The sequence below is a fragment of the Paenibacillus sp. FSL M7-1414 genome, from assembly GCF_038003195.1.
Classification (GTDB): Bacteria; Bacillota; Bacilli; order Paenibacillales; family Paenibacillaceae; genus Paenibacillus; species Paenibacillus amylolyticus.
In genome coordinates this window covers 5,893,355-5,916,449 of the sequence record NZ_JBBOOS010000001.1, presented here as the reverse complement: position 1 = coordinate 5,916,449, position 23,095 = coordinate 5,893,355, and the positions used below count along the sequence as shown (strand labels likewise).

Genomic DNA, 23,095 nt, shown 5'->3' with positions numbered 1-23,095 from the left:
CAATGAGAGGCAAAATGAAAGGCAATACACCCAAGACGTTTGCAATGTTGATGCTCGCAAGTGCAATGTTGGTTACAGCTGGTTGTGGGAATTCGGGAACCAAAGAGACTTCGGAGTCCAGCGGAACCGAACCGATCACAGTTACATTCTTCGGGGCGGATGCTAGTCCAACCTGGAACAAGATGCAAGATGCTGTTGGTAAAAAGATTACGGAGCAAACAGGCGTTACCATTGAAGCTGAATATGATGTAAACGATGGTGGTAACCAGAAGATTGCACTGATGGCTGCCAGTGGTGACTTTCCTGATATGATCTACCCTAAAGGTAACTTATCTAAGCTTGTGGATGCAGGCGCGATGCTGGATCTCACGGATCTGATTGAGGAGCATGCTCCCAATCTGAAAAAAATCTATGGGGAACAGATGAACCGTTTGAAATACAGTTTGGAAGATCAAGCGATCTATACCATTCCAACCAATATGGGTGTTGATAATGTTACGTTTGACGCTACAGGTGGATTTGAAATTCAGCAAAGAGTATTGAAAGAGCTTGGATACCCTGAAGTGAAGACACTTGAGGATTACGAGAATGTACTTAGAGCCTATTATGAAAAACATCCAACCATTGATGGTCAACCAACCATTCCATTAACATTGAATGCAGATGATTGGAAAATCATGATCACGGTAACGAACCCGGCTTTCCAAGCAACAGGTGCACCGGATGATGGTGAATATTACATTGACCCTGAAACGTATGAAGCAAAATTGCACTACAAACGTCCAGAGGAAAGAGAATATTTCCGCTGGTTGAATAAAATGTACAATGAAGGCCTACTGGACAAAGATGCCTTTGTTCAAAAGGATGACCAATACAAGTCCAAAATTGCCAGTGGTCGTGTCCTCGGTCTGATTGACCAAGAGTGGAACTATCAAGAAGCGGAGAACGCGCTCAAATCATCGGGTAAGGATGATGCCACATACGCTCACTTCTCTGTATCACTTAACGATGAGATTGTGGATCACACGTTCCAACCAGCCGGATTTGACGGTTATGGCATCGGGATTACAACTTCGGCCAAAGATCCAGTGCGTATCATCAAATTCATGGATTGGCTTGCTTCCGATGAAGGACAAGTTCTGAGAAACTGGGGTATCGAAGGTGAACATTACAACGTAGAAGATGGTAAACGCGTGATTCCAGATGACGTACAGGACCGCAAAACGAATGACAACTCCAATTTCAGCAAGGAAACAGGAATTGGGATGTATAACGTATTTAGTGCAAGATACGGTGATGGTGTAAAAGATTCTACGGATAACTACTACACAACAAACTTCCCTGAGCAGATTGTAGCTGGTTACACGGCTGCAGAGAAAGAAACGCTGAAAGCTTATGGTATCACGACTTGGAAAGAGTTCTATCCTGCTGAAGAAGATCTGCCAGTTAAGGATTGGGGCGCAGCGTATAACATGTCCGTACCTTCCGGTACAGACTATGAGGTAACGTTCCAGAAAACGCAGGATATCATCCGTAAACGGATTCCGGAAGCTGTTCTGACTACACCAGCAAACTTTGATGCAACCTATGATGCTTTACTGGCTGATTTGGACAAAGCGGGTGCAGTTGAAATGGAGAAACAATTTACGGTTTGGGTTAAGGAACGTGTCTCTCTGTGGACAGGAAAAGACGTAAAATAATATGGATTGTCTGTGATCCATGGATACACAAGGAAAGGGCCCTATATGGGCCTTTTTTTTGTGGAATGATGTGATGATTTGCATTGACGCAAATTTTGAAATCACATATAATTTTATTATTGTAAGCACTTACCGAAAACGTTTTATGACATAAGAAATATACTGCTTATTTAGGAACAGGAGCTAAACATGTCCCAACACAATAACGAACCTAAAATCAATCGTCTATGGTATCAACAACCGGCAAAACGCTGGGAAGAAGCATTGCCCATCGGAAACGGCCGTCTTGGAGGCATGGTGTACGGAGGCGCAGCAGATGAACGAATTCAGCTCAATGAAGATACATTATGGTCAGGGTTTCCACGGGATACGATTCAATACAGCAGTCAGCGGTATTTGAAACAGACGCGAGAGTTGATCATGTCTGGGCAGTATGGTGAAGCTGAGGATTTGTTGAACCGTGAAATGCTTGGTCGTGATGTGGAGGCTTACCAGCCGATGGGTCATTTTCTATTGCACCATGAGGGTCTGGATGATCTTTCATATGATGCATTTGAACGGGAGCTTGATCTGGAATCGGGTATTGCAACCACAACCTACTCATTGGAAGGAACTCAATACCTACGTGAAGTGTATTCAAGTGCTTCGGATGATCTGATGGTCTGCACATTAACTGCTGATCAGAAGGGCACTGTGAGTGTAAGTGTTACGCTAGACAGTCCCCATCCCTATCGCGTTGAGACTTCGGGAGATGCTCTAACCATGTTCAGTCGGTGCCCAAGTCATGTGGAGTCCAATTACTTCAGAGATCACCCGGAATCCGTTCTCTATGAAGAGGATCGGGGAACGGCTTATGCTGTCCGTGTAGCATTTACGGCATCTGGCTATCAGGTGAAGGTCTCCAATCTGGAAGGCAAGTTACATATTCAGGGTGCTGATCAGGTTGTGTTTTATCTGGCAGCGGCTACCTCCTATGAGAGTTACGATGTGTTACCTGTGAAGGATCATTTTGTATTGGAAGAGGAATGCAAGGAGATGATCTCCAAAGCGACCACACATGGCGCGGAAGCGCTTCGTGACCGACATATTCAGGATCATAGCGCGTTGTTTAACAGAGTCTCTATTGATTTAGGAGTATCGGCTAACGCCGAATTACCTACAGATGAGCGGCTGCAGGCTTATCAGGCAGGGCAACAAGACCCTGGACTGGAGGCACTTTATTTTCAATATGGAAGATATCTGTTAATGGCTAGTTCGCGTCCGGGCAGCCAGCCTGCCAATCTGCAGGGAATCTGGAATCATCAGGTAGAGCCGCCATGGCACAGTGACTACACGATCAACATCAACACGGAGATGAATTACTGGCCAGCGGAAGTCTGCAATCTCAGTGAATGTCATGAGCCGCTGTTTGATATGCTGACCGATCTCAGTGATACAGGACGAAGAACGGCGCGGATTCTGTATGGAGCCCGTGGATGGACTGCCCATCATAACGTGGATATCTGGAGAACCTCTACACCGACAGGTGGAGATGCAAGCTGGGCTTTCTGGCCGATGGGTGGCGTGTGGCTGACCTCGCATCTATGGGAGCATTACCAATTTACCGGGGATCAGCGTTTTCTTGAGGAACGTGCGTATCCCATCATGAAAGAGGCGGCGCTGTTCTGTCTCGATTGGCTGGTGGAAGGGCCCGATGGTTATCTGGTTACGATTCCATCCACTTCACCAGAGAATAAGTTTCTCACAGATGCTGGGGAGGCACGCAGTATATCCATGGCTTCAACAATGGATATGACGTTAATTCGTGAACTGTTCAGCCGCTGTATTGAGGCCGCGAAGCAACTAAATATAGATGAGTCGTTGGCAAGCGAGTGGAGTGAGGCTCTGGAGAAACTCTATCCATTCCAAATTGGAAGCGAAGGACAATTGCTGGAGTGGTTTAAGGATTTTGCCGAATCCGAGCCAGGGCATCGTCATGTCTCCCATCTGTATGGGCTGTATCCGGGAGAGCAGATCAATCGAGTACACACACCGGAATTGCTAGAAGCAGCACGGGTATCGCTTGAACGTCGTATCTCACAAGGTGGCGGGCATACAGGATGGAGCTGTGCATGGTTGATCAATCTGTATGCACGACTGCTGGATGGCAGCCAGGCACATCAGTTTGTGCGCACGTTGCTGGCCCGATCCACACATCCGAATCTGTTTGATGACCATCCGCCGTTCCAGATCGATGGTAACTTTGGAGGCACGGCTGGCATGGCCGAGATGTTGTTGCAGAGCCACTTGAATGAGTTACATTTACTGCCGGCACTGCCTGAACTCTGGACTCAAGGTCGAGTTGAAGGGCTTCGTGCAAGAGGTGGTTATACGGTAGCAATAACGTGGACGGACAACAAGCTTGTGTCAGCGGTTATTAAGGCAGATCGAAATGAGTCGTTGACCCTTCGCAGTGCTTATCCGCTGCGTTTGGAAGGAAACGAACAAGCCAAGGCAGAGCTTACGCCTCAGGGCGATTATGTAATTATTTTACCCATGACCGCAGGACAGACGATCCGCGTGTCATCATGAGACGGAGGAGCCAACCATGACCATTTTTAAATTTCCGCAAGATTTTCGCTGGGGTACAGCAACAGCTTCCTATCAAATAGAAGGAGCGGCACAGGAAGGTGGACGCGGGGTATCCATCTGGGATACGTTTGCGCGCACACCTGGCAAGGTATATAACGGAGACAATGGGGATGTCGCATGTGACAGTTATCACCGTTACGAGGAAGACATCGAACTGATGAAGAAACTCGGGATTAATACATACCGGTTCTCCATTGCTTGGCCGCGCATTATTCCTGACGGAGATGGGGAGATCAATCGGGAAGGTCTGGACTTCTACCATCGCTTCGTGGATGCATTAATCGAAGCTGGAATTGAACCGTTCCTCACACTGTATCACTGGGATCTTCCGCAGACGCTGGAGGATGACGGGGGCTGGGGCAACCGCAGAACTGTGGATGCTTTTGTGAAATATGCCGAAGTGATCTTCAAAGAATTCTCTGGCAAAATCAACTTCTGGCTTACATTCAACGAACCATGGTGCATCGCGTTCCTGTCAAACCTTCTCGGGATTCATGCGCCAGGAAACAAAGACCTGCAAACTTCTATTAATGTGGCACATGGATTACTGGTTGCTCATGGTAAAGCCGTTCAATCTTTCCGTCGCTTGGGAACAACCGGTCAGATTGGTATTGCTCCGAACGTGTGCTGGGCTGAACCGTACAGCAAATCTGCCGAGGACCAAGCTGCGTGTGACCGATCAATTGCGCTTAATACCGATTGGTTCCTTGATCCAATCTACAAAGGTTCATATCCGCAGTTTATGGTGGATTGGTTTGCAGAAGCGGGGGCTACTGTGCCAATTCAGGAAGGTGATATGGAGATTATCTCGCAACCGATCGATCTGCTCGGCATTAACTATTACACGATGGGGATCAATCGCTTCAATCCGGAGGCAGGTGCTCTGCAATCGGAAGAAGTTGATATGGGCCTCACCAAAACTGATATTGGCTGGCCTGTGGAATCACGTGGTTTGTATGAATTTATGCATTACTTGCAAAAGTACGGCAATGTGGATGTATATATCACAGAGAATGGTGCCTGCATCAATGATGACCTGGAGAACGGAAAAATTAACGATGATCGCCGGATTTCATATTATGAGCAGCATTTGGCTCAAATTCACCGCATCATTAATGACGGTATTAACCTGAAAGGGTACATGGCATGGTCACTGATGGATAATTTCGAGTGGGCAGAAGGCTACCGTATGCGTTTTGGTCTTGTTCATATGGACTATCGTTCACTCGTGAGAACACCGAAGGAGAGTTATTACTGGTATCAGAACGTCATCAAGAATAATTGGTTGGAGACACGGAACGAACATAATCCCCAATAGTTTGGGTGGCAGGTTTAAAGGGTAAAGCAGCTCCTCATTATATATGGTCCACTTATTAAAGCTGAGAACGGCGGTAACATTGGAGTATTCCAATGTGCCGTCTTTTTTTTGTATTTTTACCGTTGGAAATGAGTAGTTCATAAAGGTTTCATAAGGTCAAGTGCAGTTCCTGTTATGAAGAGACGTTTTTTGGGTTATAAGAAGTAAGGAAGAAATAAATAATGTTTTGTCAACGGATAAATTTAAAATAAAGTGTCCAAATTGCGAATAAAATTTGAACATTTGTTGACTAAAAATCATACTGATGTGGTATATTGGTATAAGGAAAGCACTTACAAAAAGGGAAAAGGAAGTGTTTACTATGGCATCGAAGACAGCAATGGTTAGCCAATTGGAGCGCAAAGACAAAAATATGCGGCGCGCCGTCTTGACGATGACAGTTCTGGCATGGGTCGCACTCATTACGGGAGTGATCATGTGTCTGATCAATCTGAACGAATTTAATGATCGTAATCTTGGCTTGATGGTTGGTATTGGATTCCTTGTAGGTAGTGTGTTTATTTACGTTATTGCCAAAGCGATTGGCCTTGTTCATACACGCCGGGAAGACGAAGGCGCCGATTGATTATAATCCTGCGTTAGTTCGTTCATAATAAGACTGGATGAGTTCCCGGAATCCAGTCAATAAAGCCCTTTGCGGATTCGTTGACACTGTTCAACGGGACTGCAAAGGGTTTTATTTTGTGACTTGAAGTGTAAAGATTACGAAGTACAAATATCAAGCATGCAAGCGATTTGTGAGAAAAAATTCACACATTTAAGGTGTAAAATCGACAAATTTGTTAACAAGAACAAAAAAGTTGTTCATTTCTGATATCTTTAGTAGGAAGAGAGTAGTATACTGATTTTTCAGTATGAGCGAATTTAAGGAGAGGGGATCAAAATGAACAAGAAACCTAGGTCGCTAATCCGGATTATCATTCCGGTTGTCCTGACGTTGGTTACAATTGCATTGATTGTCTGGCCAATGCTGGCAGGCGGACAGTACGTTGTTCTGGATCCGAAGGGGCCAATTGGCGCTTCGCAGAGAGATTTGATTGTCATCTCGACAATTTTGTGTGCTGTCATTATTGTGCCAGTACTCATTTTGTCTGCCGTAATCGTATGGCGTTACCGCGACAAGCCGGATAACAAAGCTGCTTATGAACCTAACTGGTCTCATAGTACGAAGGCGGAGGCAATCTGGTGGACGGTTCCAATTATTATTATTGGAATACTGGCAATTGTAACGATTCGTTACACGTATGATCTGGAGCCTTCGAAGCCGTTGGCTCACGAAAAAGCACCAATTACCATCCAAGTGTCTTCACTGGACTGGAAATGGTTGTTTATGTATCCTGAGCAAGGGATTGCAACGGTCAATACGCTGAATATTCCGGCAGATCGGCCCGTGAAATTTGAACTCACTGCGGATTCACCGATGAACTCATTCTGGATTCCGCAACTTGGAGGACAGATTTATACGATGTCGGGTATGGCAATGACCTTGTATCTGCAGGCAGATCATGAAGGCAAGTACTGGGGTTCAGGCGCTAACTTCACAGGTGAGCATTTTGGAGAAATGCGTTTTGATGTGAATGCTACATCGGACGAAGATTTTGACAAATGGGTAGCTGAAGTGAAACAAAGTTCCCAAGAATTGACCACAGAAGGTTACAAAGCACTGGCTGAGCCAGGAACAAGCAATGTTGCTTATTATTCTGCCTTCCCAGAAGGATTGTTCCAAAATATTGTGACCAAGTATGTAGTAGATGGTCAAAGTGCTCACAGTAAGCATGGGACTTCAAGTGAAGCTTCTGGAGCCATTCAAAATGCAACTGATACGTCCAATAAAGACGAGGACAAGAGTGCTAACTAAAGATTCGAAAGGAGGCCCCCAATGTTAGAGGGACTTAAAGAGTTTGCATCGGAGTTTTTCGTAACCGGTGATCCGCTCATTTATGGTGCGATGGTAGCTATCGGAATTACCATGATTACTATTGTAGCGGTACTAACTTATTTCAAAAAATGGGGCTGGCTCTGGCGTAACTGGTTAACTACCGTCGATCATAAAAAGATCGGTATCATGTATATCATCGCTTCCATTATCATGTTATTCCGTGGTGGTGTGGATGCGCTAATGATGCGCCTTCAGCTGGCTATGCCTAACAATGAATTTCTAAATCCTGAGCATTATAATCAGGTCTTCACAACTCACGGTACGATCATGATCTTATTCATGGCGATGCCATTTATGTTTGGTCTATTTAACGTTATCGTGCCATTACAGATCGGAGCAAGGGACGTTGCGTTCCCGTTCCTGAATGCACTGAGCTTCTGGTTATTCTTCCTGGGAGCAATGCTGTTTAACCTGTCATTCGTTATTGGTGGTTCACCGGATGCAGGATGGCTAAGTTATCCGCCTCTATCGGAGCTGTCACACAGTCCGGGGGTAGGACAGAACTTCTATATATGGGGTATACAGATATCGGGTATCGGTTCCTTGGCTACCGGTATTAACTTCCTGGTTACCATCATTAAAATGCGTGCGCCAGGCATGAGATGGATGAAAATGCCGATGTTCACATGGTCGGTATTCTCCACTTGTATCATTATCTTGTTTGCTTTCCCGATCTTGACCGTGACACTTGCATTGTTATTCCTCGACAGGTTTGCCGGGGCGCATTTCTTCACACTTGATCTGGGCGGTAACCCAATGATGTATATCAACTTGATCTGGATGTGGGGTCACCCTGAGGTATACATTGTCGTCTTGCCGGCATTCGGTGTGTTCTCCGAGATTGTAAGTACCTTCTCTCGGAAAAAACTGTTTGGCTACAAGTCGATGGTATTCGCAATGTTGATCATCAGCTTCCTGTCCTTCTTCACATGGGCGCATCACTTCTTCACGATGGGTTCCGGAGCAGACGTGAATGCATTCTTCGCCGTAACTACGATGTTGATTGCTATTCCAACAGGGGTTAAGATATTCAACTGGCTGTTTACCATGTATCGAGGAAGGATTCGCATGGCGACTCCGATGATGTGGACACTTGCCTTCATCCCGTGCTTTATTGTCGGTGGTATGACAGGCGTTCTGTTATCCGTTGCTCCTGCTGACTTCCAGTTCCATAACAGTTACTTCCTGATTGCCCACTTCCACCAAGTATTGATCGGTGGCGTTGTCTTCGGATACTTCGCAGGTCTGTACTACTGGTGGCCTAAAATGTTCGGTTTCCAACTCGAAGAGAAACTGGGCAAATGGGCATTCTGGACTTGGAATATTGGTTTCTATGTCTGCTTCATGCCGCAGTACGCTGTCGGTCTAATGGGTATGACACGTCGTCTGAGCACATACGGCTGGGATACTGGCTGGTGGGAATTGAACTTCGTATCCACAATCGGGGCATTCCTGATGGGTGTCGGATTCCTGTTCCAAGTTGCACAAATCGCAGACGGTATTCGCAAATACAAATCACTCAAAGCTCCTGCCGATCCATGGGATGGCCGTACGCTGGAGTGGTCAATTCCTTCACCAGCTCCTGAATACAACTTCGCCGTTACACCGCGCGGAGATGATATTGATGAGTGGTGGGAAGAGAAAGAACGTCGTGCCAAAGGCATCTATCCGCCAGAGCAACCGCTTGAGCCGATTCATATGCCGAAGAACTCTGGAATTCCGTTCATCATGTCTGTCTTCTGGTTCATCGCCGGTTTCGGCTTTGTCTTCGGATGGTTGTGGATGGCAATTCTCGGACTCGCTGGCGTAGGGATCTGTATGATCGCCCGTTCATTCTCATATGATACGGATTATTACATTCCGGTCGACGAAATTAAACGTACCGAAGCGTCGTTAAGGGGGTCGGTATAGATGGCTCAAGCAGCCGCTAAGCACGGTGAGAATCATGCACATGGTCACGACCATGGACATCATGATCCACAGGAAATGAAAATTCTCGGTTTCTGGTTCTTCCTGATTTCCGACGTTATCCTGTTCTCCGTATTGTTCGCAACCTTCATTGTGTTGCGTGACAATACGGCGGGCGGACCGATTTTGTCTGAATTGATCAAAATGCCTGGTGTTATTGCCGAAACGTTTATCTTGCTCACAAGTTCATTCACGAGCGGACTAGCCGTACTGGCGATGAATCAAGGCAAAGTAAAACAATTAATTAGTTGGCTGGCAGTTACAGCCGTTCTGGGTGCAAGCTTTATCGCACTGGAAGTATATGAGTTTATTGAGTTGATTCACGAAGGGTTCAGCTTTACAACGAGTGCTGCTTCTGGCGCATTCTTCACCCTTGTGGGAACTCACGGACTTCACGTATCGCTTGGTCTGATCTGGATGATTGGACTTATGTTACAACTGAAAAAACGTGGTATTACTGATGTTACTCGCGGTAAAATCAACGTCATCAGCTTGTACTGGCACTTCTTGGACGTCGTATGGATCTTCCTCCTGTCGATCGTCTATCTCATGGGGGTGATGTAGATGGCAGAGCACAACTCACATGATTCCCACGGTCATGAGCAACATGGTTCACTGAAGTCTTATGTCATCGGCTTCATCCTGTCCGTCGTTCTGACAATCATTCCACTTGTGGTGGTTCTCAATGATATGATGGAAAGAACAGGAACACTCATTGTTGTTCTTGGCACGGCAGCACTTCAGTTTGTGGTTCAACTCTTCTTCTTCATGCATATCCGTGAAACAGAGAAACCACGCTGGAATGTGATGGCCCTTATTTTCGGATTACTGATTATGATGACCATCGTGATTGGTTCGATCTGGATCATGCTTAACAACGCTGTTGCACATTAATTCACATGATGAAGAGCTTCACGACCTTGGAATTCAAGGTTGTGGGGCTCTTTTTTTGTTCCAAGCAGAAGTTATCGCATATTTTAATGAAAAAGTTGTTTTATATCTTAATAAGTCGTTGATGAAACAATTTACCATTGATACTATTGTTATACACTCTGGAAATATATTCAATATTTTAGTTAATGCAATTTTAGAAAAATTATTTTAGGAGATGTACCAATGAAAGCAAGGGTAATCCGTTATTATCGTTTTGGCGAACCAAGTGAAGTGTTATGTATGGAAGAAAAAGATGTGATACCCCCTGGCCCCGGTGAATTAGCAGTGAGGATGTATGCTCGACCTATTAATCCCTCCGATATTATTCCTGTTCGAGGAGCTTACCCGCATCGTACCCAATTACCAGCTGTTCCCGGGTTTGAGGGTATGGGGATAGTAGAAGCAGTAGGATTGGGAGTATCCAATCAAATGTTGGGGCGTCGTGTCTTGCCACTAAAAGGCGAGAATACTTGGCAGGACGTCGTGAAGACTTTGGAGCGACATACAATTATTGTGCCGAATGATATCGATGATCACTCAGCCAGCCAGCTCTATATTAATCCGGTTACGGCTTGGTTGATCTGTACAGAGGTGCTTAAGCTTACGTACGGTGATACCCTGATTGTGAATGCAGGGGGATCTGCAATCGGGCGAATCTTTGCACAGATCTCAAAAATCTATGGATTTAAATTGATTGCGCTTACGAGAGATGATCGTCATACTGCTGAATTGTATCGTCTTGGAGCAGTTTCTGTTATCAATACGACGAAAGAGTTGCTACAGGCTAGAATTGCGGAATTAACAGAGGGATACGGTGCTGATGCAGCCGTGGATTGTATTGGAGGGACAGACGGGGAACAGTTGGTGAGATGCCTTAAGCCAAATGGTACGGTCATCAGTGTAGGACTGCTTTCGGGGATCACACCGTTATGGCATGAAGTTACCCGGGGAACACAAGTTCATGTGAAACTTTTCTGGTTAAAACATTGGGTGGAACGCTGTACGCAAGAACGCTGGGAACAGGTATTTCATGAGGTAATGGAGTTGGTCAGAGCAGGGAGGCTTGTCATGACAAACATTGGGGCGACGTATGAACTAACGAATGTACAACAGGCTATTGCAGCGGCTGAATCGGGTATCGAGGGGAAGGTTCTCTTAATACAGTAGTACATAAAACTTGGAAAAAAGTCCAATCTCATTATCATATAAATTACTTTTTCGAAAATAAAGGTACACAAAAGATACATAATGAACTAAAATGAACTTATATGAACATTATCAAACTCAATCCCAACTAATTTAAATGACGAAAGGAATGGATTAATAATGGAAAATCGTTATGCTGCACATCCCAATGAAGTGAAAACGTATGATACATCTCGCCTGCGTGAGGAATTTTTGATGGAGCAACTGTTTGCAACCGATGAATTGGTAACGGTGTATTCTCATGTGGATCGTTATATTGTGGGAACGGCTGTACCTGAGAGCAAGGACATTACCCTTGAAGTGAACCTGAAAGATATCGGAACGAACTTTTTCCTGGAGCGTCGTGAAATCGGTATCATTAATGTCGGTGGTCACGGAACAGTGACAGCGGACGGACAAGGTTATGAGATTGGAGCGAAGGAATGTCTCTACATCGGTAGAGGTGTGAAGGAAGTTGTGTTCACGAGCAGTGACAAGGCTCAACCTGCCCAATTCTATTTTGTATCCACACCGGCTCATCACACCTATCCAACAGTAAAAGCAACGCAAGAACAAGCTCAGCCGAATCATCTGGGCAGCATCGAAACTTCCAATGAGCGTACGATCTATCGTTACATTCACCAAGGAGAAGGTGGAATTCAGAGTTGTCAGTTGGTGATGGGCATTACCGAACTCAACAAGGGTAACATGTGGAACACGATGCCTGCACATACCCATAACCGCCGTTCCGAAGTATACTTGTACTGGAACTTGCCTGAAGACGGTGTTGTATTCCATATGATGGGTGAGCCAAACGAAACACGCCATCTGGTTGTACGCGACCGTCAGGCGATCATTTCCCCAAGCTGGTCCATTCACAGTGGTGTGGGTACAAGCAATTACACCTTCTGTTGGGCGATGGCTGGTGAGAACCAGACGTTCGAAGATATGGACGGCGTAGCGATGAAAGACCTGAAATAATAAATTACAGATGTCTGAGTTAAATTGACAGGGTAGACACTAGAACGGAGGGTACAGAAAGGACCAGAAGAAGCGAAGCGTGCGCCTTTATCACCAGATTTCTCCCTTTAAATAAGGGATCAAAGGAAATATGGGGATAAGAGTGATCGGAAGGTTTTCTGTACCCGAAGTGTAAGTGCGAAACTACCATTTAACTCAGGTGGTATAGGAAGTTGATTATGATGAATCCATTGAAAAGACATGAAAAAATTATGGAGGCACTGCTGGAACGCCAGGAAGTAACCGTCAGTGATCTGAGTGAGTTGTTGCAGGTGACTGGGAAGACTGTGCGAGAGGATCTTGACAAGTTGGAGAGTATGGGACTGCTCGTACGTGTCCATGGTGGTGCTATGCTGGCTCAGAATGACCAGTATGGCATCTTGAATAGCCGCGGAGTTACCGAGAAGCATCATTCGGAGAAGACGGAGATTGCTGAACGTGCCCTTGCTTACATTCGACCTGGAGATATCGTTGCTCTCGATGGTGGCAGCACTACGCTAGAGATGGCCAAACGTCTCGATAATCAACCGCTGACGGTGGTGACTAATGATCTATTCATCATTGCGGAGTTGACCAAAAAGGAGCAAGTGCGACTGGTTGTGCCTGGCGGGGCGCGTGTACGGAATATGCTGGTTGGGGATGATACGGCTGCATTTATATCCAGTCTTAACATTCATAAAGCCTTTATATCCACGACAGCCCTTCATCCGGAATTTGGATTATCCATATACACGGGAGATCTGGTTCCTTTAAAAAAAGCAATGATATCTGCCTCGCAGCAAGTATACGGCGTTGTGGATCATTATAAATTCGGACAATTTGCACTGCGAACTTTCGCCCAGTGTTCGCAACTGGACTATATTATCAGCGATAGTCGTTTGGATGAAGAGACGGTTGCCTTATACGAGCAGAGTGGTGTCACAGTGGATTATCAAAGTTAACCTCATTCATTATTCATGGGATTAAACGGACGGATCTAAGGATTGCATATCAAAACCATGCGGAGGAATCATTCATGAACCCATTTGATTTAAGCGGACAAGTTGCACTGGTGACAGGTACCTCGGGAGGACTTGGACAAGGGATGGCCATTGGTTTGGCAGAAGCAGGTGCTGATGTGGTGCTAGTCTCTTATTCCAAGCCTGCGGCAACGGCAAGTGCCATTGAAGCACTCGGACGCAAAGCTTATGTAATTGAAGCGGATTTAAGTCGTGAAGATGAGTTGTCGGCTGTGTTCGAACAGGCGCTTGCGTTCCAGGGCAGAATTGACATTCTCGTCAACAATGCCGGAATCATTCGTCGCACACCTGCGGCTGATCATGCAGTTCAGGACTGGCATGATGTAATTGGTCTGAACCTGAACACTGTATTTTTCCTAAGCCAATTGGCAGGCAGACATATGATTGAACGTGGAAGTGGCAAAATCATTAATATTGCATCCATGTTGTCCTATCAAGGTGGGATCAATGTGCCAGGGTATACAGCCAGTAAACATGGCGTTGCCGGTTTAACCAAAGCACTCGCCAATGAATGGGCAGGTAAAGGAATCCAGATTAATGGTATCGCACCTGGTTATATGGAAACCGATAATACTACCCAGATCCGTGCGGACGAGAATCGTTACCGGGATATTACAGCCCGTATTCCTGCGGCGCGTTGGGGAACACCTGAAGATCTGAAAGGCCCGGTTGTCTTTCTGGCATCTGCCGCTTCGGATTATCTGAATGGTCATGTGCTGAATGTCGATGGCGGCTGGATGGCACGTTAATCACTTGATAATCGGATTAGCATAAGGAGGCAGTGAGATGAAACTTGGTATTCTGGCACATACATTTGGCAAACAGCCTACAGCACAGCTTGCGCAGACGATTGCGGATAACGGATTTAATTCCGTACAGCTGGCGCTGGCCAAAGCATTATCAGATGTGGACTCATCGAATGGCAAGCTGAGCCCAGGGCTAGCGAATGAAATCGGAGATCAATTTGCACAGCGCGGGGTGAAGATTGCAGTACTGGGCTGTTATATTAATCCGATTGACCCTGATCCGGTAAGACGACGTGCGGACATTGATCGATTCAAGGAGCATCTGCGTTATGCCCGGGATTTTGGTTGCAGCATGGTAGCAACGGAGACCGGCGGCTTGGACACCTATCAGGATACACATCCGGATGGATATGAAGAGAAGGCGTGGAGTGTGCTGAAAGAAACGGTTGAGGAGTTGGCTGAGGAAGCAGAGAAATGGGGCGTGCATGCGGCGATTGAGCCTGTGTCCACACATACTCTTCATACCCATGAACATATGACACGTTTGTTTGAAGAGATTCCTTCATCGAATCTGGGGATGCTGTTCGACCCGTGTAATCTGATCAAGCAACCACATGCTGCAGATCAAAGGGCTTTCTTGCGCGAGGTGATGGAATCGCTGTATCAGCGCATGATTGTGATCCATGCCAAAGATGTAGCCTTTGATGCACAGGGAGAGAAGTTTAATCCGGTACCTGGGGCAGGAATACTGGATTACCCGTTATTTTTTGAATTGTTAAAAACGTATAAGCCACATATCGATATTTCACTTGAAGGCGTAACTGCGGAGGAAGCTGTACCTGCGGCCAAACATTTGCGTGAAGTATGGAGTGCAGTTCGGGTCTAACCAAACCCAGGATGAGGTATTGCATACCGAAGCCAAAGTAGCTGAAAAACCTTTGCGAGTGCAAAGGTTTTTTTGGTACAGAAATCGATAATGTACATATTTAATTTTTCTTATCGGAACAATCGGAAATAAGTCTTTTCAAATGCGACATCTTGTGAGAGAATATGGAAAACATACGCCACCATGCCAAGACATCAGGAACTTAAAGAACGTATATATTGAGGGAGGATTCAGATTTATGTCAAACGAACGTGAGCTTTCATTTGAAACTTTGGCAATTCATGCAGGCCAGGAAATTGATCCAACCACCAACGCACGAGCTGTGCCCTTGTATCAGACGACATCCTATGGATTCAAGGACACCGAGCATGCAGCTAACTTGTTTGGTTTGAAAGAGTTTGGCAACATTTATACCCGTCTGATGAATCCAACAACCGACGTGTTTGAGCAACGGATTGCGGCGTTGGAAGGCGGAGCTGGAGCGCTGGCTACAGCTTCTGGTCAGGCAGCCATTACGTTTTCACTTCTGAATATTGCTGGTGCAGGTGATGAGATCGTATCTTCGGCGAGTTTGTATGGAGGTACATACAATCTGTTCTCGACGACTTTGCCGAAACTGGGTCTGGACGTAAAATTTGTAGATTCCAGTGATCCTGAGAATTTCCGGGCTGCGATTACGGAGAAAACGAAAGCATTGTATGCCGAAACAATCGGTAATCCAAAGGGGAATGTACTGGATATTGAAGCGGTGGCAACCATCGCTCATGAACATGGAATTCCTTTGATCGTGGATAACACATTCCCAAGTCCGTACCTGCTTCGTCCAATCGAACATGGCGCAGATATTGTCGTTCACTCTGCGACGAAATTTATTGGGGGTCATGGTACATCCATTGGTGGCGTTATCGTGGATAGCGGGAAATTTGACTGGAAGGCAAGTGGCAAGTTCCCTGGATTGACGGAGCCGGATTCCAGTTACAACGGTGTAGTATATACGGAAGCGGTTGGACCGATTGCTTATATTATCAAAGCTCGTGTACAACTTCTGCGTGACTTGGGTGCAACGATCTCTCCATTCAACTCCTGGTTGCTGCTGCAAGGACTGGAGACATTACATCTGCGCGTAGAGCGACATAGTAGCAATGCCCTTGCGGTTGCGGAATTCCTTGAGAAACATGAGGACGTGTCTTGGGTAAGTTATGCAGGTCTGCCGAGCCACGGTTCTTACGAGCTTGCACAGAAGTATCTGCCAAGAGGGCAGGGTGCCATTCTGACCTTTGGAATCAAAGGTGGTGCGGACGCAGGTCGCAAATTGATTGAAAGTGTCAAACTGTTCTCTCACCTTGCGAACGTTGGCGATTCCAAGTCACTGATTATTCACCCGGCAAGTACAACTCACGCACAGTTGACTGAAGATGAACAGACCGCAGCAGGGGTTAATCCGGAGTTGATTCGTCTGTCTGTGGGTACGGAGAACATTCAAGACATTATCTATGATCTGGAGCAAGCCATCAAAGCAAGTCAGGGAGCAAGTGTAGGCGCGTAAATGGCATTGGGTGGATGTATAAACAATCACTTAAGCGATATGCCATAAACAGGTCAAATGAATGTGAATAGATGGTTAAAGCCGTTGTCCTCTGGGACAGCGGCTTTTTGTCTTTTTGAACACGCATATATGAGTATCCATCGAAAAAGCCCATTTACAAATGTGGATCACAGGCATATACTGATTGAAAGTTGTATTGAGTAAACACAATTGCATAAGCGCAAAAATGATTATCATTCTCATTCGAGATTATTGTAAAATCATTCACAAAACCATGCTGCTGCGGGATTCCCGCAGCAGCATGTGTCATTTTTAGGGCATTAACAATGGCTCTCATTCTCAATACAACTTCATTTTTGGGAGCAGAATTTAGCAGACTCGTCATCCGCAAACCTACCATTCGAAAGGAACGTGATTCATATGCAAGCGATACATCAACCACTACACAGACAGAAACAAGCGGAACAGCGCTTATCCCAAACACCAGGCCCAAACCGGGGACGTAAGCCTGATTTTCGAGCCATGGTGCAGAATAAAGAGATGCAATCTGCATTGGGCAGCGGGCTGTTGATGCTGATTGCCTGGGGAACTGCACCGTATTTTGGTACCTTATCCATCATGCTCTACATTGTGGCGTATGCCGTAGGCGGTTGGACCAAAGCGAAGGAAGGCATCGAGACACTGGTCAAGGAACGTGATCTGGATGTAAACCTGCTGATGATTGCAGCATCCCTCGGGGCAGCAGCCATTGGTTACTGGAATGAAGGTGCGATGCTGATCTTTATTTTTGCACTCAGTGGTGCGTTGGAAAGTTATGCGACAGAGCGCAGTCATAAGGATATCTCATCTTTACTGGCGCTCAAGCCAGAGACTGCACTGCGTATTGAGGATGGACAGATGAACCTCGTGGCTATTGATGATCTGGAGCCGGGTGATCTGCTGTTGGTCAAACCGGGAGAACTCATCCCAGCAGATGGTGTCGTGTACCGGGGGAGTTCTTTTATCAATCAGTCGTCCATCACCGGAGAATCCCTGCCTGTGGACAAAGTTGCGGGGGATGAAGTCTATGCAGGTACGGTAAATGGGGAGGGCGCATTATACGTAGAGGTCACAAAATCGGCTGAAGGGTCACTGTTTGGCAAGATCATTAAAATGGTGGAAGAAGCGCAGGCGGAAGTACCGGATTCTCAGCGTTTCATGGAGCAGTTTGAAGGAATTTACGCACGTATTGTTGTGGGGGTGACCTTACTTGTCATTGCAGGAACTCCGCTGCTGCTTGGCTGGACATGGAATGAGGCATTTTACAAAGCGATGGTATTTCTGGTGGTTGCTTCGCCTTGTGCATTGGTGTCTTCCATCATGCCTGTTATGCTGTCCGCGATGTCCAGCAGCGCCCGCCGTGGCATTCTCTTTAAGGGTGGTGCCCATATGGAGAATATGGCTCGCACGCGGGTCGTGGCTTTTGACAAAACAGGTACATTGACCATGGGCACCCCGCAAGTCACCGATATTATTACGGCTGAACATGTAGATCGTACCCAGCTGTTAGCTGCGGTAGCGGCAATTGAGAACCTCTCGATGCATCCTTTAGCTCGTGCCATCGTAGATCAGGCGAACAAGGAGAACATTACACTTCAGGATGCGGAGCACGTACATGCTCTAACAGGCTGGGGTATCGAAGGAACGGTGAACGATGTGATCTGGAGCATTGGCAAAACAAATGTACTGGGATCAATGCAGTCAGAGGAGATGAAAGACAGCAACGTTGATGATCCAGATGAACATGGTGCTAACCATGTGAAGGGTTCTTCTGAGTGGGGTGATGTATGCTCCCGTCTTGAGGGGGAGGGGAAAACCGTATCCGCTGTTATGGCTGATGGTGAATTGGTCGGGCTGATCGCGATGCGGGACACGGTACGGCCGCAGGCAGCAGCTGCAGTGAAAAAGCTTGAAGCGATGGGTGTAAAAGTTGCGATGTTAACAGGTGATCGAGCCAGATCAGCTTCTGTAATTGCGCGTGAAACTGGAGTAAGCATGGTCTATGCAGACTTGCTGCCTGGAGATAAGGTGAAGCAGGTCCAAGCACTCCGCAAACAGTATGGTCCTGTGCTGATGGTAGGGGATGGTGTAAATGATGCACCGGCACTTGCAGCAGCTACTGTGGGTATGGGGATGGGATTGTCCGGCAGCGGAACTGCACTGGAGGTGGCTGATGCGGTACTCATGAACGATAACATTGAAGAGATTGCTTGGGTGATTGGGCAGGCCCGGCGAGCTCAGCGTAGGGTGAAACAGAATATGTGTTTTGCCATCACCGTTATTCTGGCCTTAATTGCGGGTAACTTCCTCCAAGATGTCGCATTGCCTCTGGGTGTGGTAGGTCATGAAGGCAGTACAATTCTGGTTATTCTGAATGGGCTCAGGCTGCTACGGTAATCAGATTTGGAGAGGAAAATGGCTAATTGGTTTCGCTGGTAGTATGCGGCTGATTGAACGGCTCACGTTTGAACCTTGGGTCAGAGGGTAATGATTCGAAGAGAAGATTCGATAATAAGGGAGCTGTGAAATATGGGACGTTATGTACAAGTGGAACCAAATGTAAAAGTATATGTTGAAGATATTGGCGAAGGAACCCCGGTTGTCTTTTTGCACGGCTGGCCTGTTAATTATAAAATGTTTGAATACCAATTGAACGTACTGCCGAACCATGGCATTCGTGCAATCGCGATAGATTTTAGAGGATATGGCTTATCGGATAAGCCTTCCACAGGATATGATTATGATCGCATGGCAGATGATGTTCGTGCCGTTATTGATGATCTGGAGCTGAAAGACGCGGTACTCGCAGGGTTCTCTATGGGTGGAGCGATTGCAGTACATTACATGGCTCGCCATAAGGGACATGGCGTCTCCAAGCTGGCCTTGTTATCTGCGGCAGCACCTGTGTTCACACAGCGTGAAGGTTATCCGTATGGATTGACTCCAGAGCAGCTGAACGAGCAGATCATTGAGCCAATCTTTGCAGATCGTCCGAAGTTGCTGGAGACGTTTGGCGGCATGTTCTTCGCGAAGAAACACAGCCAGCCATTCATGGATTGGTTCCACGCGCTTGGCATGGAGGCTTCATCTTATGGTACCATTCGCAGTGCAATTGCGTTGCGGGATGAGGACTTGCGAGGTGACCTGAGTTCGATTCAGGTGCCAACAGCCATTTTGCACGGGAAAAAGGATGAGATCTGTCCGTTTGAGTTCGCCGAGCAGATGCACAAGGGCATCGCTTCGTCTCAACTGATTGCTTTTGAAGAGAGTGGTCATGGTGCATTCTATGATGAATTGGAAAAATTCAATTCGGAACTGATTCGTTTCATCCAATCCTGATCAGGAGAGGGCAGAATACCTCTGACAGACGATCCCATTAATTTCATGGAATCTTCATTTGTGGCTAAACAAAGAACCCGGTCGACAGTCTTGGACTGTTCGCCGGGTTCTTTAGTCTTCAATTAAAACAGTTCGGTCAGACCAATCATCGTGATGAGTCCGAGCAAAAAGGACATCGTCGCCACACGTGCATTGCCATCGCCGTGACTCTCGGGAATAAGTTCCTTATAAACAATGAACATCATCGCACCGGCTGCAAAGGCCAGACCATAAGGCACAAGACCAGCTACGAGACTGCTTAAGGTGTAACCAATCATAGCTGTTATAATCTCTACCGCTCCGGTCAGGGTGGCAATACCCAGCGCTTTGAAGCGGCCAATGTTCTGGTTTACTAGGAAAAGGGCCACCAGAAATCCTTCCGGCGCATTCTGCAATCCAATGGAAAAGGCAATGAGATTGCCAAGGTTCTCATCCGAGCTTGCATAGCTGACTCCAACGGATAACCCTTCCGGCAGGTTATGCATGGTGATGGCTGCAATAATCATGAAGGCTTTGGTTTCAATTTTAAAGGGCATTTTCTCGGGATTCTCCAGATCGACGTGTGGGATCTTCATCTCCAGCACCAGTAGAACCAGGCTACCAAGCATAATACCAAATGCAAGTACAAAGAGATTCGATTGGCCAAGCGCTTCCGGAATGAGATTATACACCGAGGCCGAGGTCATAATACCTGCGGCGTATGCCAGCAAGATATCACGCAGACGGTGCGATATTTTGCGCATAAATAGAATCGGTACGGCCCCTAGGCCGGTAGACATGGCTGATATAAAACTGCCAATGAGTGCATCGTTCATGCTTCCATTTTCCCTCCTGATGAAGACTTCTTCATAATCGCTGCCGAGCATTGACACCGTACATAAAAGAGATCATAATGAACAACAGATTAGAATGATTATAAATTAGAATTCCGTTTCTGCATAGGGCCATTGTCATATCACAGGCAGGTCTTGTGGACATGATGTGGGCTTTTCGTTCTAGTGTATGCAAAAGCCTAAGCTTTTGATGCCGGAGGGTCTAACCTTTTTGCAGAACCCGGGGGAGGAACTATACATGTATAAATCAATTATTATTGGAACAGGCCCTGCAGGGCTGACAGCAGCAATCTATCTGGCACGTGCCAACTTGAACCCACTCGTTATTGAAGGACCACAACCTGGTGGCCAACTGACAACAACGACTGAAGTGGAGAACTTCCCAGGTTTCCCTGATGGAATTATGGGTCCTGAACTGATGGATAACATGCGTAAACAAGCTGAGCGCTTCGGTGCTGAATTCCGTACAGGCTGGGTTAACAACATCGACATGAGCGAGCGGCCATTCAAGATTCAAGTTGAAGGTATGGGTGAACTCGTATCGGAAACATTGATCCTGTCCACAGGCGCAACTGCTAAATACCTGGGTATCCCTGGCGAAGAAACGAATGTAGGCCGCGGTGTCAGCACATGTGCAACATGTGATGGATTCTTCTTCCGTAACAAAGAAATCATCGTTATCGGCGGTGGCGACTCTGCTCTTGAGGAAGCAAGCTTCCTGTCCCGTTTCGGTTCCAAAGTAACGTTGGTACACCGTCGTGAAGAACTGCGTGGCTCCAAAATCATGCAGGATCGTGCACGGAGCAACGAAAAAGTAGAAATGGCTTTGAACCGTACACCACTCGAAGTACTTGCTGGCGACAACGGCGTAACCGGACTGAAAGTGTTAAACAACGAAACAGGTGAAGAAGAAGTGATTCCGGCAAGTGGCGTATTCGTAGCGATCGGTCACACACCAAACACTGGTTTCCTTGGCGGACAGATCACTACGGACGAACATGGATATATCCTGACTACACCAGGTACATCCGAGACAAACATCCCAGGTGTATTTGCATGTGGTGACGTTCAGGATACACGTTACAAACAAGCGATTACAGCTGCAGGTAGCGGATGTATGGCTGCCATGGACACAGAGAAATACATTGAGAGCTTGGAGCACAGCGCAGTTGTTCTGTAATAGAATGAGCTGATTCCAACCAAACTATAGATTAATATAAAACCATATGAGGTGAATTAAACATGGAAAACGTAATTGTATATACATCAACGAACTGCCCGAACTGCAAATCCGTAAAAACGTTCCTGGCTGACAAAGGTATCTCTTATGAAGAGCGCAACATCGAAACTAGCGATGAATTTGCACAACAAGTATGGGACATGGGTGTACGTGCCGTGCCATTGACTGTCATTGGTGAACACCGCATTCTGGGTATGAACAAAACCCAATTTGCCAAAGCATTGGACGCTTAAATCAGGCTGATTATCTGAATCATCATGTGTTGAAAGAAATTTTCGATTCATATGTAATTCCGGTTTTCGCGAGCCGTTAGGATATAGAAAGAACCGTACCCGGAAGGGTACGGTTTTTTGTGCAAACGCAGAATATGATCTAGAAAAAAATACTCATGAAAGTCTGAAATACAACATACACCAGCAATCCTGACAGCATGTACATGAAACCAGCCTTCTTTTTGCTCTGGAACAATCGGAGTATGCCAAGGCTGAACAGGGGCGCAAGCACAATCAGGAACAGGAGGACGGTGACAAACATTTGCGCCGAGATATCTGAAGTATCCACGTAGGTCACGCTTTTTTTCACTCCGTTTCGTTATCGGAATTAACACAGCTTGATTCACACAGCCATGACAAAAATCACATAACCCCATTATAC

20 protein-coding genes are annotated in these 23,095 nt (G+C 46.4%); 18 read left to right on the top strand and 2 right to left on the bottom strand.

Going from position 1 to position 23,095, the window contains the following annotated elements; genetic code table 11:
* Positions 1 to 2: 2 nt before the first annotated feature.
* The 16 genes from MHH92_RS25975 to MHH92_RS25900 all read left to right on the top strand — a co-directional run bounded on the left by MHH92_RS25975 (position 3) and on the right by MHH92_RS25900 (position 20,329).
* Positions 3 to 1,700: an ABC transporter substrate-binding protein gene (locus tag MHH92_RS25975; protein ID WP_017692217.1), complete on the top strand. Its 1,698-nt coding sequence runs from the start codon at positions 3 to 5 to the stop codon at positions 1,698 to 1,700.
* A 189-nt stretch (positions 1,701 to 1,889) separates the two neighbouring features.
* The gene (locus MHH92_RS25970) at positions 1,890 to 4,271 is read left to right on the top strand and encodes a glycoside hydrolase family 95 protein (protein ID WP_340907118.1); all 2,382 of its coding nucleotides are present in this window, start codon (positions 1,890 to 1,892) and stop codon (positions 4,269 to 4,271) included.
* 16 nt (positions 4,272 to 4,287) lie between these two features.
* Positions 4,288 to 5,649, top strand: coding sequence for a GH1 family beta-glucosidase (locus MHH92_RS25965; protein WP_047841595.1), 1,362 nt, complete (start codon positions 4,288 to 4,290; stop codon positions 5,647 to 5,649).
* 361 nt (positions 5,650 to 6,010) lie between these two features.
* Complete coding sequence (locus MHH92_RS25960) at positions 6,011 to 6,274, top strand: hypothetical protein (RefSeq protein ID WP_036606904.1); 264 nt, start codon at positions 6,011 to 6,013, stop codon at positions 6,272 to 6,274.
* A gap of 318 nt (positions 6,275 to 6,592) precedes the next feature.
* Positions 6,593 to 7,567: a ubiquinol oxidase subunit II gene (gene cyoA / locus MHH92_RS25955; protein ID WP_253503324.1), complete on the top strand. Its 975-nt coding sequence runs from the start codon at positions 6,593 to 6,595 to the stop codon at positions 7,565 to 7,567.
* Between the two features lie 21 nt (positions 7,568 to 7,588).
* Positions 7,589 to 9,559, top strand: a complete 1,971-nt coding sequence (locus MHH92_RS25950) for a cbb3-type cytochrome c oxidase subunit I (RefSeq protein ID WP_076212762.1) — start codon at positions 7,589 to 7,591, stop codon at positions 9,557 to 9,559.
* Positions 9,560 to 10,180, top strand: a complete 621-nt coding sequence (cyoC, locus tag MHH92_RS25945; protein WP_036606911.1) for a cytochrome o ubiquinol oxidase subunit III — start codon at positions 9,560 to 9,562, stop codon at positions 10,178 to 10,180.
* Entirely contained in the window at positions 10,181 to 10,510 is a 330-nt protein-coding gene (gene cyoD / locus MHH92_RS25940) for a cytochrome o ubiquinol oxidase subunit IV (RefSeq protein ID WP_076328878.1), read from the top strand. It abuts the gene before it with no gap.
* Positions 10,511 to 10,732: 222 nt separating this feature from the next.
* Positions 10,733 to 11,716 (top strand): zinc-dependent alcohol dehydrogenase family protein, encoded by a 984-nt coding sequence (locus MHH92_RS25935; protein ID WP_340907117.1) that lies wholly within the window; start codon positions 10,733 to 10,735, stop codon positions 11,714 to 11,716.
* Between the two features lie 159 nt (positions 11,717 to 11,875).
* The gene (gene kduI, locus MHH92_RS25930) at positions 11,876 to 12,715 is read left to right on the top strand and encodes a 5-dehydro-4-deoxy-D-glucuronate isomerase (protein ID WP_036668043.1); all 840 of its coding nucleotides are present in this window, start codon (positions 11,876 to 11,878) and stop codon (positions 12,713 to 12,715) included.
* 221 nt (positions 12,716 to 12,936) lie between these two features.
* Entirely contained in the window at positions 12,937 to 13,695 is a 759-nt protein-coding gene (locus MHH92_RS25925; RefSeq protein WP_340907793.1) for a DeoR/GlpR family DNA-binding transcription regulator, read from the top strand.
* A gap of 74 nt (positions 13,696 to 13,769) precedes the next feature.
* On the top strand, positions 13,770 to 14,522 hold the full coding sequence (kduD, locus tag MHH92_RS25920) for a 2-dehydro-3-deoxy-D-gluconate 5-dehydrogenase KduD (RefSeq protein ID WP_340907116.1): 753 nt from the start codon (positions 13,770 to 13,772) through the stop codon (positions 14,520 to 14,522).
* Between the two features lie 37 nt (positions 14,523 to 14,559).
* Positions 14,560 to 15,405, top strand: a complete 846-nt coding sequence (locus MHH92_RS25915; RefSeq protein WP_340907115.1) for a sugar phosphate isomerase/epimerase family protein — start codon at positions 14,560 to 14,562, stop codon at positions 15,403 to 15,405.
* Positions 15,406 to 15,643: 238 nt separating this feature from the next.
* Positions 15,644 to 16,951: a homocysteine synthase gene (locus tag MHH92_RS25910; RefSeq protein ID WP_340907114.1), complete on the top strand. Its 1,308-nt coding sequence runs from the start codon at positions 15,644 to 15,646 to the stop codon at positions 16,949 to 16,951.
* A 420-nt stretch (positions 16,952 to 17,371) separates the two neighbouring features.
* Complete coding sequence (locus MHH92_RS25905) at positions 17,372 to 19,387, top strand: heavy metal translocating P-type ATPase (RefSeq protein WP_340907113.1); 2,016 nt, start codon at positions 17,372 to 17,374, stop codon at positions 19,385 to 19,387.
* A gap of 132 nt (positions 19,388 to 19,519) precedes the next feature.
* Positions 19,520 to 20,329 carry an alpha/beta fold hydrolase gene (locus tag MHH92_RS25900; RefSeq protein WP_017692232.1) on the top strand — a complete coding sequence of 270 codons (810 nt, stop codon included), beginning with the start codon at positions 19,520 to 19,522 and terminating at the stop codon, positions 20,327 to 20,329.
* 122 nt (positions 20,330 to 20,451) lie between these two features.
* On the opposite strand, the gene MHH92_RS25895 is transcribed toward MHH92_RS25900, so the two are convergent.
* Complete coding sequence (locus tag MHH92_RS25895; RefSeq protein WP_036606933.1) at positions 20,452 to 21,183, bottom strand: ZIP family metal transporter; 732 nt, start codon at positions 21,181 to 21,183, stop codon at positions 20,452 to 20,454.
* A 256-nt stretch (positions 21,184 to 21,439) separates the two neighbouring features.
* On the opposite strand from MHH92_RS25895, the gene trxB reads away from it, so the two are divergent.
* Together trxB and MHH92_RS25885 are read left to right on the top strand one after the other, a co-directional pair.
* On the top strand, positions 21,440 to 22,381 hold the full coding sequence (trxB, locus tag MHH92_RS25890) for a thioredoxin-disulfide reductase (protein ID WP_047841589.1): 942 nt from the start codon (positions 21,440 to 21,442) through the stop codon (positions 22,379 to 22,381).
* A 62-nt stretch (positions 22,382 to 22,443) separates the two neighbouring features.
* Positions 22,444 to 22,674 (top strand): glutaredoxin family protein, encoded by a 231-nt coding sequence (locus MHH92_RS25885; protein WP_036668031.1) that lies wholly within the window; start codon positions 22,444 to 22,446, stop codon positions 22,672 to 22,674.
* A gap of 139 nt (positions 22,675 to 22,813) precedes the next feature.
* On the opposite strand, the gene MHH92_RS25880 is transcribed toward MHH92_RS25885, so the two are convergent.
* The gene (locus MHH92_RS25880; protein ID WP_017692236.1) at positions 22,814 to 23,011 is read right to left on the bottom strand and encodes a hypothetical protein; all 198 of its coding nucleotides are present in this window, start codon (positions 23,009 to 23,011) and stop codon (positions 22,814 to 22,816) included.
* Between the last annotated feature and the right edge of the window lie 84 nt (positions 23,012 to 23,095).